Origin of the sequence: Streptomyces sp. NPDC049813, from assembly GCF_044465085.1 — a bacterium.
GTDB lineage: Bacteria > Actinomycetota > Actinomycetes > Streptomycetales > Streptomycetaceae > Streptomyces.
In genome coordinates, this window is the sequence record NZ_JBITLI010000017.1 from 42345 (window position 1) to 56776 (window position 14432).

Annotated in this window: 18 protein-coding genes; 7 read left to right on the forward strand and 11 right to left on the reverse strand. The window is 73.0% G+C overall.

Features of this window, described 5'->3' with window-relative positions:
• Positions 1-75: 75 nt before the first annotated feature.
• On the forward strand, positions 76-153 hold the full coding sequence (locus ACIBW6_RS28875) for a 50S ribosomal protein bL37 (protein ID WP_370443954.1): 78 nt from the start codon (positions 76-78) through the stop codon (positions 151-153).
• Between the two features lie 265 nt (positions 154-418).
• Entirely contained in the window at positions 419-937 is a 519-nt protein-coding gene (locus ACIBW6_RS28880; RefSeq protein WP_399064636.1) for a hypothetical protein, read from the forward strand.
• A 24-nt stretch (positions 938-961) separates the two neighbouring features.
• Here ACIBW6_RS28880 and ACIBW6_RS28885 read toward each other — a convergent pair whose 3' ends face one another.
• Positions 962-2965 carry a SpoIIE family protein phosphatase gene (locus ACIBW6_RS28885; protein WP_399064638.1) on the reverse strand — a complete coding sequence of 668 codons (2004 nt, stop codon included), beginning with the start codon at positions 2963-2965 and terminating at the stop codon, positions 962-964.
• Between the two features lie 267 nt (positions 2966-3232).
• Between ACIBW6_RS28885 and ACIBW6_RS28890 the strand changes: the two genes are divergently transcribed.
• The gene (locus tag ACIBW6_RS28890; protein WP_399064639.1) at positions 3233-3997 is read left to right on the forward strand and encodes a hypothetical protein; all 765 of its coding nucleotides are present in this window, start codon (positions 3233-3235) and stop codon (positions 3995-3997) included.
• A gap of 111 nt (positions 3998-4108) precedes the next feature.
• The gene (locus ACIBW6_RS28895; protein WP_399064641.1) at positions 4109-4549 is read left to right on the forward strand and encodes an SRPBCC family protein; all 441 of its coding nucleotides are present in this window, start codon (positions 4109-4111) and stop codon (positions 4547-4549) included.
• Positions 4550-4597: 48 nt separating this feature from the next.
• Here the strand turns inward: ACIBW6_RS28895 and ACIBW6_RS28900 are convergent, their stop codons facing one another.
• From ACIBW6_RS28900 to ACIBW6_RS28910, 3 genes are all read right to left on the reverse strand, one after another.
• Positions 4598-4894 carry a DUF6479 family protein gene (locus ACIBW6_RS28900; RefSeq protein WP_399064643.1) on the reverse strand — a complete coding sequence of 99 codons (297 nt, stop codon included), beginning with the start codon at positions 4892-4894 and terminating at the stop codon, positions 4598-4600.
• 94 nt (positions 4895-4988) lie between these two features.
• On the reverse strand, positions 4989-5306 hold the full coding sequence (locus ACIBW6_RS28905; protein WP_399064645.1) for a hypothetical protein: 318 nt from the start codon (positions 5304-5306) through the stop codon (positions 4989-4991).
• 30 nt (positions 5307-5336) lie between these two features.
• On the reverse strand, positions 5337-5891 hold the full coding sequence (locus ACIBW6_RS28910) for a DoxX family protein (protein WP_399064647.1): 555 nt from the start codon (positions 5889-5891) through the stop codon (positions 5337-5339).
• A 197-nt stretch (positions 5892-6088) separates the two neighbouring features.
• Between ACIBW6_RS28910 and ACIBW6_RS28915 the strand changes: the two genes are divergently transcribed.
• Both ACIBW6_RS28915 and ACIBW6_RS28920 read left to right on the forward strand, forming a co-directional pair.
• The gene (locus ACIBW6_RS28915) at positions 6089-6913 is read left to right on the forward strand and encodes an aldo/keto reductase (RefSeq protein ID WP_399064649.1); all 825 of its coding nucleotides are present in this window, start codon (positions 6089-6091) and stop codon (positions 6911-6913) included.
• A gap of 67 nt (positions 6914-6980) precedes the next feature.
• Positions 6981-8000, forward strand: coding sequence for an aldo/keto reductase (locus tag ACIBW6_RS28920; protein WP_399064651.1), 1020 nt, complete (start codon positions 6981-6983; stop codon positions 7998-8000).
• Between the two features lie 82 nt (positions 8001-8082).
• Here ACIBW6_RS28920 and ACIBW6_RS28925 read toward each other — a convergent pair whose 3' ends face one another.
• Both ACIBW6_RS28925 and ACIBW6_RS28930 read right to left on the reverse strand, forming a co-directional pair.
• Positions 8083-8844 (reverse strand): SDR family NAD(P)-dependent oxidoreductase, encoded by a 762-nt coding sequence (locus ACIBW6_RS28925; RefSeq protein WP_399064653.1) that lies wholly within the window; start codon positions 8842-8844, stop codon positions 8083-8085.
• Positions 8845-8998: 154 nt separating this feature from the next.
• Positions 8999-9655, reverse strand: a complete 657-nt coding sequence (locus ACIBW6_RS28930) for a maleylpyruvate isomerase N-terminal domain-containing protein (protein WP_399064655.1) — start codon at positions 9653-9655, stop codon at positions 8999-9001.
• Between the two features lie 205 nt (positions 9656-9860).
• Here ACIBW6_RS28930 and ACIBW6_RS28935 point away from each other — a divergent pair, with 205 nt between their 5' ends.
• On the forward strand, positions 9861-11225 hold the full coding sequence (locus tag ACIBW6_RS28935) for an FAD-dependent oxidoreductase (protein ID WP_399064658.1): 1365 nt from the start codon (positions 9861-9863) through the stop codon (positions 11223-11225).
• Positions 11226-11302: 77 nt separating this feature from the next.
• On the opposite strand, the gene ACIBW6_RS28940 is transcribed toward ACIBW6_RS28935, so the two are convergent.
• From ACIBW6_RS28940 to ACIBW6_RS28960, 5 genes are all read right to left on the reverse strand, one after another.
• On the reverse strand, positions 11303-11722 hold the full coding sequence (locus ACIBW6_RS28940; RefSeq protein ID WP_399064660.1) for a hypothetical protein: 420 nt from the start codon (positions 11720-11722) through the stop codon (positions 11303-11305).
• Between the two features lie 99 nt (positions 11723-11821).
• Positions 11822-12343, reverse strand: coding sequence for a peptide-methionine (S)-S-oxide reductase MsrA (gene msrA / locus ACIBW6_RS28945; protein ID WP_399064662.1), 522 nt, complete (start codon positions 12341-12343; stop codon positions 11822-11824).
• Between the two features lie 77 nt (positions 12344-12420).
• On the reverse strand, positions 12421-13023 hold the full coding sequence (locus ACIBW6_RS28950; protein WP_399064665.1) for a bifunctional 4-hydroxy-2-oxoglutarate aldolase/2-dehydro-3-deoxy-phosphogluconate aldolase: 603 nt from the start codon (positions 13021-13023) through the stop codon (positions 12421-12423).
• Positions 13024-13055: 32 nt separating this feature from the next.
• Positions 13056-13319: an HPr family phosphocarrier protein gene (locus ACIBW6_RS28955; protein ID WP_356490011.1), complete on the reverse strand. Its 264-nt coding sequence runs from the start codon at positions 13317-13319 to the stop codon at positions 13056-13058.
• Positions 13316-14416: a DgaE family pyridoxal phosphate-dependent ammonia lyase gene (locus ACIBW6_RS28960; protein WP_399064668.1), complete on the reverse strand. Its 1101-nt coding sequence runs from the start codon at positions 14414-14416 to the stop codon at positions 13316-13318. Before ACIBW6_RS28960 ends, ACIBW6_RS28955 begins: the two co-directional genes overlap by 4 nt.
• Between the last annotated feature and the right edge of the window lie 16 nt (positions 14417-14432).

The window sequence follows — 14432 nt, forward strand, 5'->3', positions numbered from 1 at the left end:
AACGGGTAGGAGGGGTCGTGCTCGCCTGGACTGTTCCAGGGAGAACCACAAGAATCACCGACCCTGGAGGTAGCGATGTCCTCGAAGCGACGCCGCAAGAAGAAGGCCCGCCGCAAGAACGGCGCCAACCACGGCAGCCGTCCCCAGTCCTAGGGGGCGCAGAGCAAGAGAAGCGGGACGGTACTCAGGTGCCGTCCCGCTTCTGTCTGTCCACCGACCCGTCCGGCACCGCCCTTTTGCCGGTTCTTTTCATTTCTTCGCACAACCCTTTTTCTCCGCCGCCCGGGACCAGCGCAGGAGGAAATTCCTCGGAATTCCTGGAACTGACCCGGCGCACCGGCCATCTTTCCCAGTGACCGAGCCGCTCGGGGCGTCAAGCAAAAGGCCACCGAGCACGTCGAACGGGGAAGGCACCATCATGCGCAAGAACATTCGCAACCGTTTCATCGCCGCCGGCGGCGTCGCCGCACTGCTGGCCCTGGGAGCCGTCTCGCCGGCCCTCGCCGGGACAGCGCCGAGCGGGACCACGCAGACCGGCGCGCGCCCCGTCGCGGCGGTGAGCAGCGCCGCGGCGGGCGACCCGCGCAACACCACCGACCGCGTCGGGGACTTCTACGGCGCGTACATCGACGCCGTCTGGGACACCGAGGCCGCGGGTGCGGGCGCCCAGAAGAAGGCACTGCGCGGCTTCTATCTCTCCGTCGCGGCCCAGAAGAAGGTGGCGGCGTACGAGGCCCGGGAACACGCGGACGGAATTCTCTTCGCGCAGAATGTGCCGGTGAAGTGGTCGGTGGCGTACACCGGCTCGGGGGCCGGGCATTCCACCGCGCTGGTGACGCTCACGTGGAACGACGGAAAGGGCGCCGACACCAGCACGATCAAGGTCGAGTCCGATCTCGCCACGCGGAAGATCATCGACCTGGCACCGGCCGAGTAGGGCTCGCAACCGCCCGGCGGGGACTCAGCCGTCCGGGACGACGAAGTCGCACCAGACCGCCTTGCCCTCGCCGCGCGGTTCGATGCCCCAGCCCGACGCGATCGCCTCCACCATGAGCAGTCCCCGCCCGGAGGTGGCGGTCTCGCCGGGCGACCTGCGGCGCGGGCGGGTGCTGGAGCGGTCCTTCACCCACAGGCGGACCCGGCAGGGCGGGCCGGAGAGCACTTCGAGGGTGAGGATGGCGCCGCCCTCGGTGTGGACCAGGGCGTTGACGAGGAGTTCACCCGCCGCCATCTCGACGTCGTCGGCCACCGCACCGAGCCCCCACGACGCGAGGTGTTCGCGCAGCGCCGCCCGGGTGTCGGCGAGCCCCTCGGGGTCCGCCTGGTGGACGTAGCGGTGGATGCGCGGCTCCTGCGGGGTGCCCGGGTCGGGCCGCCGGCGCAGCACCAGGAGCGCCACGTCGTCGCTGCCGCCCCACCTCTTCCAGAGCGCGCGCGAGAGGTGGTCCGCGAGTTCCTCGGCCGGTTCGGGGCCCGCGCGCAGCACCTCGGCGAGGTTCTCGATGCCGGTGTCGAGGTCGAGCGCCGAGTCCTCCACCAGCCCGTCCGTGCACAGCACCAGCGTCTCGCCGGGCACGAGGTCGAGCCGCACCTCGGGATAGTCCTCCATGCCGAACTCGGTGGCGAGGCCGAGCGGGAGTCCGCCGCGTACCCGTGGCACCCCGACCTGGCCGTCGACGTGCCGCACCAGGGGCGGCAGGTGCCCGGCCCGTACCGCCCGCACGATGCCGGTGGCCGGGTCGAACTGGCCGTAGGTGCAGGTCGCGAACCGGTCGGTGTCCAGCTCGGCGAGGAAGCGCGAGGCGCGGGAGAGCACCGTCGCGGGCGAGTGCCCCTCTCCGGCGAAGGCGCGCAGCGCGATGCGCAGCTGCCCCATGATGGCCGCGGCGTGCGTGTCGTGCCCCTGCACGTCGCCGACGACCACGCCGATGCGGCCGCGGGGCAGGGCGATGACGTCGTAGAAGTCCCCGCCGACGTCGCGGCCGCCCCAGGCGGCGTGGTAGCGGACGGCGACCTCGGCGTCCGTGACCTCGGGCAGGTCGCGCGGGAGCATGGTGGCCTGAAGGCTCTTGGCCAGGTCCCGCTCCTCGTCGAAGAGCATGGCGCGCTGGAGCGACTGGGCGACGATGCCGGACAGACCGATGCAGAGGTTGCGGTCCGCGTCGGTGAACTCCTTGCGGCCCCGGTAGAAGAGCGCGAGCCCGCCGATGGCGCGGTCCTGCGCGACCAGCGGCATGAAGGCCGCCGAGTCCAGCTTCATCTCCTCGATGTAGGGGCCGAGGCGGGTGAAGGTCCTGGCCACGGCGGGCAGCGTGGTCATGAAGCGCGGCTGCCGATCCGTGACCGCCTGGGCCAGTGGCAGCGAGGCGTCGACCTTGTGCAGCTTCAGTTCGTCGAGCGCCTGCATGGTCTGGCCGACGAGGGCGATCAGTTTGAGTTGGTCGCCCTCGACGAGGCCGAGGACGAGGCCGTCCGCGGCGAACCGGTCGAGGCCGCTCGCGCCCGAGAGCACGGCCACCACGTCGTCGACGGTGACCGCGCGCGACAGGGCGTCCGTGGTCCCCTGCACCATCAGGGCGATGCCCTGGCGGCGCTCCTCGCGGGGGTCGACGGCAGCGAGTTCCTCGCCGTCGCCCGAGGCCGGCCGGATCACTCCCACCGCGCGCACGGGCCGGCCGTCCTTGTCCCGCAGGATGCGCCCGCGGGCGTGGTCGAGGTGGAGCGCGCCGTCGCGGCGGCGGACCCGGAAGTAGACGCCGTAGCAGTCGGCGCCCGAGGTGATGGCCTCCGTGACCGCGAAGGTGATCCGGACGATCTCTTCGGAGGACACGCGTGGCTGGAGCCCCGACACCGTGCCGCCGAACTCGGCCGGATCGAAGTCGAGCAGCGCGAGGGCGGCGGCGTCGAGGCTGACCTCGCCGCTCTCCAGGTCCCAGTCGAAACTGCCGGTGCCGGTCAGGGACATGCGCTGTTCCAGACCGATGGGGGGCTTTCGTGACTTCCTGGCTGACGTCATCGCTCTCTCCGGTCTGCCCGCTCGGCCACCATAAGCGCCCCGGGCGCCCGGCGCGCGGCCACACCACCGCTCACCCGCCCCGCACGGCACACAGAAGTGAGAAACGCCCTTCCGGTGAGGTGTCGGGCACGTCGGGTATGCGGGGCGTTCCGCGGCCCCGACGGCCGCGGCACGAGCAGAGGGGCCCGTCCGGGCCCGCGGGAGGGAGTGGGGTCCATGAGGATGCGCAGCGCCATATCGGTCACGGTCGCCGCAGCGGCGTTACTGACGGTCGCGGGGTGCGGGGACGGCGACGGGGGCGGGGACGCCAAGCCCTTCGCCGGCAAGAGCGCCGACGAGATCGCCGCCGACGCGGTCAAGGCCACCGAGCAGGCCGACTCGATGCACATGAAGGGCACCGTCCGCCCGTCCGGGTCCGCGGGCGCGTCGGGGTCCCCCGTCACGGTCGACCTGTCCGTGGACCAGCGCAAGAACTGCACCGGCACCATCCGCAACGGGGACACCAGCGCCGACATCCGGCACACGGACGCCACGATGTACCTGCGGGGCGACGAGAAGTACTGGCAGAACGCCCTCAAGAAGCAGCCCGGCGGCGAGAAGATCGTGCCGAAGGTGGCCGACAAGTGGGTGAAGGCGCCCGCCGACGACGCGATGACGCAGGGACTCTGCGACAAGCAGGGGCTCGTGGCGTCCATGGACGAGAACAAGTCGGAGCGCACCGGCATGAAGAAGGGCTCGACGACCACAGTCGACGGCGCCGAGGCGATCCGGCTGACGAAGAAGACCGCGGGGGGCGAGACGCTCACGCTGTACGTGGCCACGGAGGGCAAGCCGTACATCCTGCGGACGACGTCGAGCGGCGGCGAGGACCCCAACACGGCCACCTTCAGCGACTACGGGAAGCCGGTCCGCCCCCAGGCGCCGGAGGCCGGGGAGACCGTCGACCTCGAGGAACTCGCCGCGGACGCGCAGAAGGCGTGACGCCGCCCTGCGTGGTGCCGCCGCCAACGGGTACCGGAGCCCCGTGCCGCGCGGGCCCGAACCGCCCGTGACCGCCCGCTTCACGGGAAAGACCACAGGAAAGAGGTGCGCATGTCCGCGTCCCTGCTAGAGTCCGTCGACCTCCAGGCCCCCGTCTCCGTCGCGTGGGAGCTGTGGAGCGATGTGTCCCGGTGGCCGTCGTTCCTCAGCCACGTACGCCTGGTCGAGCCGATGGACGAGCGACGCTTCGCCTGGCAGCTGGAGCTGCCGGGCGCGGAGAAGAACTTCGTCGCCGAACTCACGGAAGTGGTGCCGCAGGACCGGATCGCCTGGCGCACCGTCGAGGGCGTGCACCACGCCGGAGTGGTGACCTTCCACCGGCTCAGCGACACCACGAGCCGGGTGACACTGCAGATCGAGTACGACCCCAAGGGGTTCGTGGAGCGGCTCGGCGCCGTCACGAATCTCGACTCCACGCTGGCCAACTACGACCTCGGCGAGTTCCAGAAGCTCGCCGAGACGGTGGCCCGCGAGCGGTCGCCGCAGGCCTGAGCCGAGCGACGCGGCGCCCGTCCCGGCCGGGACGGGCGCCGCGTCGTGTCAGCGTCCTTCGGGCCTGTCGGGCCGGTCCGGCCTGTCGAGCCGGTCGGGCTGGTCGGCCGCGTCCGTGGCGTCTGCTGCGTCCGCTGCGTCCGCTGCGTCCGCTGCGTTCTCATCGTGGGGATGCTCCCAGGAGTCGGCGCGGGGCTGCGGGGCCTGGGGCGGGTCGGGGCGCCGGCTGAGGCGGCGCCTGCCGTTCCACAGCAGGGCGAGCAGCGCCAGCACGATGAGGATGCCGACGACGATGAACCACCAGGAGTTTCCGCCGCCGACGGCCAGGACGTATGAAGGACTCATACGCTGCGTGTACCGCGCGGCGGCGTCCGCCACCGCCCCGCCGCCCGCACATCACCCGTTCGGCGAGCCTTGCGGCCCGCCGAACGGGACCGGGTCAGGCGGGGTTGTCGATCCCGGTCACGGCCGGGGGCCCGAGCGGGGCGTCGTCGGCGCCGAAGCCCGCGGCGCGCAGCGCCTCCGCGGCCGTCCGCTCCGCCTTGTGCTGGGCTTCCTCGCCCGCTCCGGCGGAGACTTCGAGGCGCATGCTGAAGGTGTTGTCCTCGTTGACGGTGAGCAGGTCGAGGTCCTCCTCGCGGCCCAGCTCCGTCTGGTGGGGGTCCGCGGACCGCAGGCGCCGGGCGATGTCGGCCCGCGTCTGCTCGTCCGCGTCGCGCAGGAACGTCCCCGGGATGGTGATGACAAAGGTGGTCACGGGAGAGTCCTTTCCTCGTTCGGGGCCGGCTCAGAGGTGGTCGGAGACGGCCCGGCGTGCGGTGGCCGGCAGGGCGCGCACGGTTCCGGAGGCCCCGCGCAGGGTGTGCGCGGCGTCCCGCTGGGCCCGTCGCGCGCTCTTGCGTCCGGCCGCCGCGGCGCCCCGGGTGCGGTAGGCCAGAGACGGCTTGCCGTGGGTGTCGGCCGCCGCGATGAGCAGGCCGCCGAAGAGGGAGAGGTTCTTCATGAACTGCGTGCGCTGCTGTGCGCGCCGCTCGGGGTCCTCCTCTTTCCACCAGGCGTGGCCGGCCAGCGTGGTCGGCACGAGGGAGCCCGCGAGCGCCAGGGAGGCCACGCGGGGCCACTTGCCGGCGGCCAGCAGCGCTCCCGCGCCGACCTGCACGGCGGCGTTGATCCTGACGAGTTGCTCGGGGTCCTCGGGGAGCCGCGGGATGCGGGCCGCCACCGGTGCCGCCACCGGTTCGGCGGCGGGCGCGACGCGCTTCGGATCGCGGAGTGTGGAGAGCCCGCCGGTGACGAAGACCGAAGCGAGCAGGGGACGTGCGGCTTTCCTCAGTACGGTCATGCCCGGTCGCGTTCCCCGACTTCACGCGGTCAGTCCGCGCAGTTGCGGGGGGCGTACCGTGGCGGGAGACGGAGCCCGGCACGCGCCACTATCCCGCGTTTGCAATTAACCCGCGCACGCAATTATTGTGGTCGCTCGTCAGGCGCTGCCGCGGGAAGCGGCGCGCGCCACCTTCGCACCACACAAGGGACTCCCCCATGCCCAGCATTCCCACCGTCACCCTCAACAACGGCATCACCATGCCGCAGCTCGGCTTCGGCGTCTTCCAGGTTCCCGACGAGGAGACCACGGCCGCTGTGAGCACCGCTCTCCGCGCCGGTTACCGCAGCATCGACACCGCCGCGATCTACGGCAACGAGCGCGGTGTGGGCCGCGCGCTGGCCGACTCCAGTATCCCCCGCGACGAGCTGTTCGTCACCACCAAGCTCTGGAACGCCGACCAGGGGTACGACGCGGCGCTCACCGCGTTCGACAGCTCGCTGGAGAAGCTGGGCCTGGACCACGTCGACCTGTACCTGATCCACTGGCCGACGCCGGCCCGCGACCTCTACCCCGAGACCTGGCGCGCCCTGGAGAAGCTCCTCGCCGACGGCCGCACCCGCGCCATCGGCGTCTCGAACTTCCAGCCGGCCCATCTGGAGCGGCTGCTGAGCGGCGCCTCCGTCGTCCCGGCCGTCAACCAGATCGAGCTCCACCCGGGCCTCCAGCAGCGCGAGCTGCGCGACTTCCACGCCCGGCACGGCATCGCCACCGAGGCCTGGAGCCCGCTCGCGCAGGGCGCCGTACTGGGCGACGAGGCCGTCACCACGATCGCCGCGCGGCACGGCAAGAGCCCGGCCCAGGTCGTCCTGCGCTGGCACCTGCAGCTCGGCAACGTGGTGATCCCCAAGTCGGTCACCGAGGCCCGCATCCGCGAGAACCTCGACGTCCTCGACTTCGAGCTGAGCGCGCAGGAGCTCGACGCGCTCGCCGCGGCCGACCGCGGCCTGCGCACGGGCCCGGACCCCGACACCCTCAACTGACCGCACCGGGACCCCCGGCTCCCACCCCTCCCCATCTCCCCCACGCAGTACGGATCGAGGCACCACCATGAGCATCCGCTCCCTGCTGCCGGGCCGCATCGGCTTCGGCACCGCACCGCTCGGCAACATGTTCCGCGCCATCCCCGACGAGGAGGCCGCGGCGACCGTCCAGGCCGCCTGGGACCAGGGCATCCGCTACTTCGACACCGCGCCCCTGTACGGCGCGGGCCTCGCGGAGCTCCGCCTCGGCGAGGTCCTGTCCCAGCAGCCGCGCGACGCGTACGTGCTCTCCACCAAGGTCGGCCGGGTCATCCTCGACGAGGTCGAGGACCCCGCGAGCCGCGCGCTCGGCGAGAAGGGCGCACTGTTCGAGCACGGCCGCCCCAACAAGATCGTCAACGACTACAGCGCCGACGCGACGCTGCGCTCGGTCGAGGACAGCCTCACCCGCCTGAAGACGGACCGCCTCGACATCGTCTGGGTGCACGACGTCGCCCAGGACTTCTACGGCGACGAGTGGGTCGGCGTCTACGAGAGCGCCCGCACCGGCGCCTTCCGTGCCCTGACCCGGCTGCGCGAGGAGGGCGTCATCAAGGCCTGGGGCCTCGGCGTCAACAAGGTCGAGCCGCTGGAGATGACCCTGGACCTGGAGGAGCCGCGCCCCGACGCGTTCCTGCTCGCCGGCCGCTACACCCTGCTCGACCACGAGCGCGCCCTGCAGCGGCTGCTGCCGGCCGCCGCCGAGCAGGACGTGGACATCGTCGTCGGCGGCCCCTACAGCTCCGGCATCCTCGCGGGCGGCAGCCACTTCGAGTACGCCGAGGCGCCCGCCCACATCGTCGAGAAGGTCGCCCTGATCAAGTCCCTCGCCCAGGAGCACGGCATCGGCATCAAGTCCGCCGCCCTGCAGTTCGTGCTCGCGCACCCGGCCGTCGCCGCCGCCATCCCCGGCGCGACGCGGCCCGCCCGCATCGCCGAGGACCTGGGCGCCCTCGCCGAAGAGGTCCCGTACGCCTTCTGGAAGTCGCTGCGCGAGCGCGGCGTCATCGCCCACCAGGCGCCGGTGCCCGTGCGGGACGCGTCCTGACCCGGCCCGCGCCGCGCCGGGCGTGCGCCGGCCGAGTTGCGGGCCGGGCGCTCACCGGCTGAGCAGCGGGCCGGGCGCGGGGTCAGCCGAGGGCGTGGCCGCCGTTGACCCGTATCCGCTCGCCCGTGACGAAGGCCGCCGCGGGCGAGACGAGGTAGGCCACGGCGGCGGCGACGTCCCCCGGCTCCCCCATCCGCCGCAGCGGCACCGCGGCGGCGTAGTCGGCGAGCGCGGCGGACGAGGCGCCGGCGTGCCGCTCGACCGGGATCCACCCCGGGGCCACGGTGTTGACCGTGATCCCGTCCGGGCCGAGGGCGCGGGCCCAGCACTCGGTCAGACTGTGCTGGGCCGCTTTGGCGGCCGTGTACGCGGACATCTCGGGCAGGACGCGCTCCAGCACGTCCGAGCCGATCTGCACGATGCGGCCGCCGCCGCGCTCGCGCATGGCGGGAAGGACCGCCTGCATCAGCAGCGTGGGGCTCTTGACGAAGAAGGTGAGCTGGTCGAGGTGGTCCTGCCAGGTCACCGCGGCGGGGTCGCGCTCGGGCTGGGGCCCGGTGGCGTTGACGACGAGCGTGGTGACCGGGCCGAGCCGGGCGGCGACGTCCGCGACGAGGGCGGTCACCGCGGCCTCGTCCGTCACGTCGGCGGCGAACGCCTCGGCGGTCCCGCCCGCCGCGCGGATCTCCCCGACCACCGCGCGGGCCGCCTCGGCCCCCGAGCGGTAGACGACCGCGACCGGGTGCCCCTCGGCCGCGAGCCGCCGGGCGATGACGGCCCCGAGCCCGCGGGAGGCGCCGGTGACCAGGGCCACGGCAGGAGCGGGCGCATCAGTATGTGTCATGGCGACAAGGTATGCGGGCGGGCGGGGGCGGCACCAGGGTCGGTGGCGCTGCGACGGGACGGGACGGGACCGTGCGCGCCACCCGGGCCGCGCCGCACGTCAGCCGGGCCTCTCAGCCTTCAGCCCCCAGCCCCCAGCCCTCAGCTCTCAGCTCTCAGCCGAGAACGAGAGGGAGCTTGAGCGCGACCGCGTCCAGCGCGGCCGCCTGCTCCGCGGTCGGTGTCCCGCGGCCCGTGCCGATCAGCAGGGCGTCCGTATCCGTGTACGAGGCCGGGAACGCGGCGCCCGCGACCCTCTCCAGCAGGGCGCGCGCCGCCGCGAGGCTCTCGGGGGCGGGCCCGGGGACGGCCGGCAGGTGGGCGACCAGGTCCAGGTGGTGCAGGGTCCATTCGAGGACGTAGGCCGCGAGGTAGTCGGCGACGGTCAGCGCCTTGTCCTGGGTGGCGACTCGGGCGGCGGGGTCCGCGAGTGCGGCGGCGCGGCCCGCGGCGGACCCGACGTCGTCGAGGTGGAACGTGAGCAGGTGCGGCTCGCCGTAGGCCGCGGCGAGCCGGGGGATCAGCGCGTCGAGGGGGTCGTCGCCGGCCGGGAGCGCGTCGCTGAGGTCCCAGTACCCGGCGGCGTCCACGGCGCGTTCGGCTGCGGCGGGCGTGACCAGGGTGATGAGGACGTCCTGGGCGTCGATGACCAGGTGGCAGACGAGGTCCCGGACGAGCCACCCGGCGCAGCCGGAAGGCCGGGCGAAGTCCGCGACGGCGAGCCCGGCGACCGCGGCGCGCAGGTCCGCCCAGGAGCGGGAGAAGGTGTCCACCCGGGCACGGTAGGCCCCGCGATCCGGCCGCGCCAGCCGTTTGTGGGGCCCTTGAGGACCGCTCCGGAAGCACTCAAAGTCGATCTATGCCATCCCATAACTCGGGCTTATGGGCTCATAGAGCGGACCCGCCTGCCAACTAAGGGCAGCCTTACTTTAAGATTCTCCGGAGTACTCCGCTTTTTCCTTCGAAGGGAACCTGAACATGCCTCGCCCTCTGCGGGTCGCCATTGTCGGAGCGGGCCCCGCCGGCATCTACGCCGCTGACGCTCTGCTGAAGTCCGCGGCGGCCGCCGAACCCGGCGTGTCCATCGACCTCTTCGAGCGCATGCCCGCCCCCTTCGGCCTCATCCGGTACGGCGTCGCGCCCGACCACCCGCGGATCAAGGGCATCGTCACCGCCCTGCACCAGGTGCTCGACAAGCCGCAGATCCGGCTCTTCGGCAACGTCGACTACCCGCGCGACATCGACCTCGACGACCTGCACAGCTTCTACGACGCGGTGGTCTTCTCGACCGGCGCCACCGCCGACCGGCACCTCGACATCCCGGGCCTCGAACTCGACGGTTCGTACGGCGCCGCGGACTTCGTCTCCTGGTACGACGGGCACCCCGACGTCCCCAGGACCTGGCCGCTCGACGCGGAGAAGGTCGCCGTCATCGGCGTCGGCAACGTCGCCCTCGACGTCGCCCGCATCCTCGCCAAGACCGCCGAGGAGCTGCTGCCGACCGAGATCCCGCCGAACGTGCACGAGGGCCTCAAGGCCAACAAGGCGCGCGAGATCCACGTCTTCGGCCGCCGCGGACCGGCGCAGGCCAAGTTCAGCCCGATGGAGCTGCGCGAGCTCGACCACTCCCCCACCATCGAGGTCATCGTCAACCCCGAGGACATCGACTACGACGACGGCTCGATCGCCACGCGCCGCGCCAACAAGCAGGCCGACATGGTCGCCAAGACCCTGGAGAATTGGGCGATCCGCGACATCGGCGAGCGCCCGCACAAGCTGTTCCTGCACTTCTTCGAGTCGCCCACCGAGATCCTCGGCGAGGACGGCAAGGTCACCGCGCTGCGCACGGAGCGCACCGAGCTGGACGGCACCGGCAACGTCAAGGGCACCGGCGCCTTCACGGACTGGGACGTCAGCGCCGTCTACCGCGCCGTCGGCTACCTCTCCGACGAGCTGCCCAAGCTCCCCTGGGACGTCGCCTCCGGCACGGTCCCGGACGAGGGCGGCCGGGTCATCCAGGAGAGCGGCGAGCACCTGCGCTCGACGTACGTCACCGGGTGGATCCGGCGCGGTCCGATCGGGCTCATCGGGCACACCAAGGGTGACGCCAACGAGACCGTCGCCAATCTGCTGGACGACCACGGCAACGGCCGGCTGCACACCCCCGCGTCCCCGGACCCGGAGGCCGTCGACGCCTTCCTGGGCGAGCGCGGGGTCCGCTACACCACGTGGGACGGCTGGTACCGGCTCGACGCGGCCGAGAAGGCGCTCGGGGAGCCGCAGGCGCGCGAGCGCGTCAAGATCGTCGAGCGTGACGCGATGCTCGACGCCAGCGGCGCCTGAGCGAGGCCCTGGAGGAACGGGAGGTCCCCGCCGTGCGGCGGGGACCTCCCGTTCTTTCCGAGCTTGGTCGGCGCGCCTCAGGCCGGTTCGTCGGCGGGCGTCACCCGGCGGTACGCGGCCCGCGCGTGCAGCACCCGGCCCGCGACCGTGCCGACGACCGCGGCGGCCAGCAGGCACGCCATCCATCCGGGGTCGCGGTGCCCGGCCCAGGAGAGCTCACCGGTCGGCTCGGTGCCGACCACGTTCAGGCAGGTCCAGCAGAGCAGCGCCGTGCCGGGTGCGGCGACGAAGCGGCCCCGCATCCCGAGGAGCGCCGCCAGCAGCGAGAGCACGAGCAGCGCCAGCCCCGTACGGTCGAGGAAGCCGAGCAGGCTGAGCAGGCCCACGAGCGCGAAGGCGCCCAGGTAGGCGGCGGTCCAGATGAGGGGTGTCGCCCACGGCTCCGGGACCTGCCGCACCCCGCGGCCGATGCGTCTCCACTCCACCGATCCGGCCATCGCCGACTCCCTCCCGCGCACCTCTTCCGACCGGGGCGCGGCGGCCGGCCCCCTCGAACGGCGCCCCGCAGAACGCTACCGTCCTGCGGGGCCGCCACGTCAGCCGGTGGCCGGCTCCGTGCGCTTCGGCAGCTTCCAGCCGGGGCGCGGGAAGTGGCAGGTGTAGCCGTTCGGATAGCGCTCCAGGTAGTCCTGGTGCTCCGGCTCGGCCTCCCAGAAGTCGCCGAGCGGCGCCACCTCGGTGACCACCTTGCCCGGCCACAGGCCACTGGCGTCGACGTCGGCGATGGTGTCCTCGGCCACCGCACGCTGTGCCTCGTCGGCGTAGAAGATGGCCGAGCGGTAACTGCGGCCGATGTCGTTGCCCTGGCGGTCCCGGGTCGTCGGGTCGTGGATCTGGAAGAAGAACTCCAGCTGCTCCCGGTAACTGGTGACCGCCGGGTCGTAGACGATCTCGATCGCCTCGGCGTGGTCCCCGTGGTTGCGGTAGGTGGCGTTCGGGGTGTCGCCGCCGCTGTAGCCCACGCGCGTGGAGACGACGCCCGGCTGCTTGCGGATCAGGTCCTCCATGCCCCAGAAGCAGCCTCCGGCCAGCACGGCCCTCTCGGTTCCCACGGTCATGCGAAACTCCTGCCCACGTCGGTACGGACGGTCCCTTCTCGCTGTCGGGACCGCAGCAGTTGTAACGCGCGACGAGGTCAGCCGATTCCCTCCCGCAGCCGCGCCACGTTGGCCGCCACGTCGCCCTTGGTCAGATCACTGCCGATGCTGACGAGGAAGGCGCCCGCGGCCAGCCACTGCGGCGCGTTGTCGACGGTGACCCCGCCGGTGGCCGCGATACGGGCGCCGGGCAGCACCGAGAGCACCGACTTCAGGTACGGGACGCCCCCGACCTGGGCGGGGAAGAGCTTCGCCACGCCCCGGCCTGCCGCGGTCCGCAGTTCGCTCGGGGTGAGGCCGCCCTCGATCAGGAGCCGTCCCGCGGCGTCGGCGACCGGGCGGACCTCGGGCACCTGGAACGGGCTGACCAGGAACTGGGCCCCCGCCGCCAGCGCCCGTTCGGCGATCTCGGGCGAGGTGACGGTGCCGAGCCCGAGGGTCACCCCGGGCGCCTCGCGCGACCAGGCCGCCACGAGCTGCTCCCAGCCGGGGGTGGTGGCGGTGAACTCGAAGGCGGTGATGCCGCAGTCGACCAGGGTGCGGGCGACGCGGTCGGCGGTGTCGGCGTCGGCCTCGCGCACGGTCGGGGTGGCCCGGGCCAGGCGCAGCCGTTCGATGACGTCGGCGGCGGTGGAACTCAATGGACTCTCCGGAAGGGTGGGGGCCGCGTCACTCATGCCGGGTCCGCGATGCGGGCGAGCGCGTCCAGGGTGGACTCGGCGTCGGTGCCGCTGGCGCGCAGCACGATGGCGTCGCCGCAGCGGATGTTGAGGGTCATCAGGGACAGCACGCTGCGGGCGGGAACCTCCCGGCCGTCCTCCCGGGCGACGGTGACCTCGGCCTCGCTGCGGGCAGCGGTCTGCGCGAAGGCGGCGGCCGGGCGGGCGTGCAGGCCGGCCTCCTCGGTGACGATCAGGCGGCGCTCGACGACGGTCATCGGCCTTCTCCTTCGAGCAGTGCGGTCAGCTGGGCCACGAGGCGCTCCTCCTCGCCGGGGCGCAGCGGCCGCGGGTCGACGTAGAGGCGGCCGGTGGCGGCGTGGTGGTCCCGCAGGTGGACGCCGTGCGCGGCGAGTTCGGCGGCGAGGCGGGCCGCGTCGCGGCCGGCCGCCGCGGGGTCCACCGTCAGTTCGGTGCGGTGGATGGCGCGCCCGGCCTCGTCGGTGACGACGCGGGTGGTGAGGCCGGGCAGGGCGGCGAGGCGCCCGGCGAGCTTCTCCATCCGTACGCGGTGGTCGTCCGCGGGGGCCGTGCCGTACGCGCGCAGGGCCTGGACCAGGCCGAAGAGGGTCTCCTTGCCGACCTTCATGGGCCGGGCGATCCCGTTGTACTGGGCCCGGCAGGCGGCCATGTGCTCGGCGCCGCCGCAGACGATGCCGGAGGTGGGGCCGCCGACGGCCTTGCCGCCGCTGTAGACGACGAGGTCGGCGCCGGTGGCGGGCCAGCGGCGCAGGTCCTCCTCGGCGGCGGCGTCGACGATCACCGGGATGCCGTGGCGGCGGCCGGTCTCGACGGTCTCCGCGAGGGTGACCATGCCCTTCTGCACGGCGTGGTGCGACTGGACGTAGAGGAGTGCCGCCGTGCGGGGGCCGATCGCGCCGGAGAGGTGGGCGGCGGTGACCTTGTTCGCCGAGCCGACCTCGACGGGCCGGCCGCCGCCGAGAGCGATCATCTGCCGGATGGGGGCGCCGAAGTGGACGGAGTGCCCGCGCGGCAGGATCACCTCGCACGGCGCGTCGCCGGCGTCGGGCAGGGCTTCGATGCGGGACAGGTCGGTGCCCGCGACGACGGCGGCGACCGCGATGGCGACGCCGGCGGCGGCGCCGGTGGTGGGGCAGCCGTCCTCGGTGCCGGTGGCACGGGCGATCTCGCGGCCGACGGCGCGCATCAGGTCGTCCATGACGACGTGGTGGCGGGCCGCCTCGCCCATGGCGGCGATGACGTCCTCGCCGAGGACGCTGCCGCCGAGGGCGGTCATCTTGCCGCTGGCGTTGACCGCGGGCGGGACGCCGAGGTCCTGGTGGAGAGAGTGCACGTGGGGTCCTTGAAGT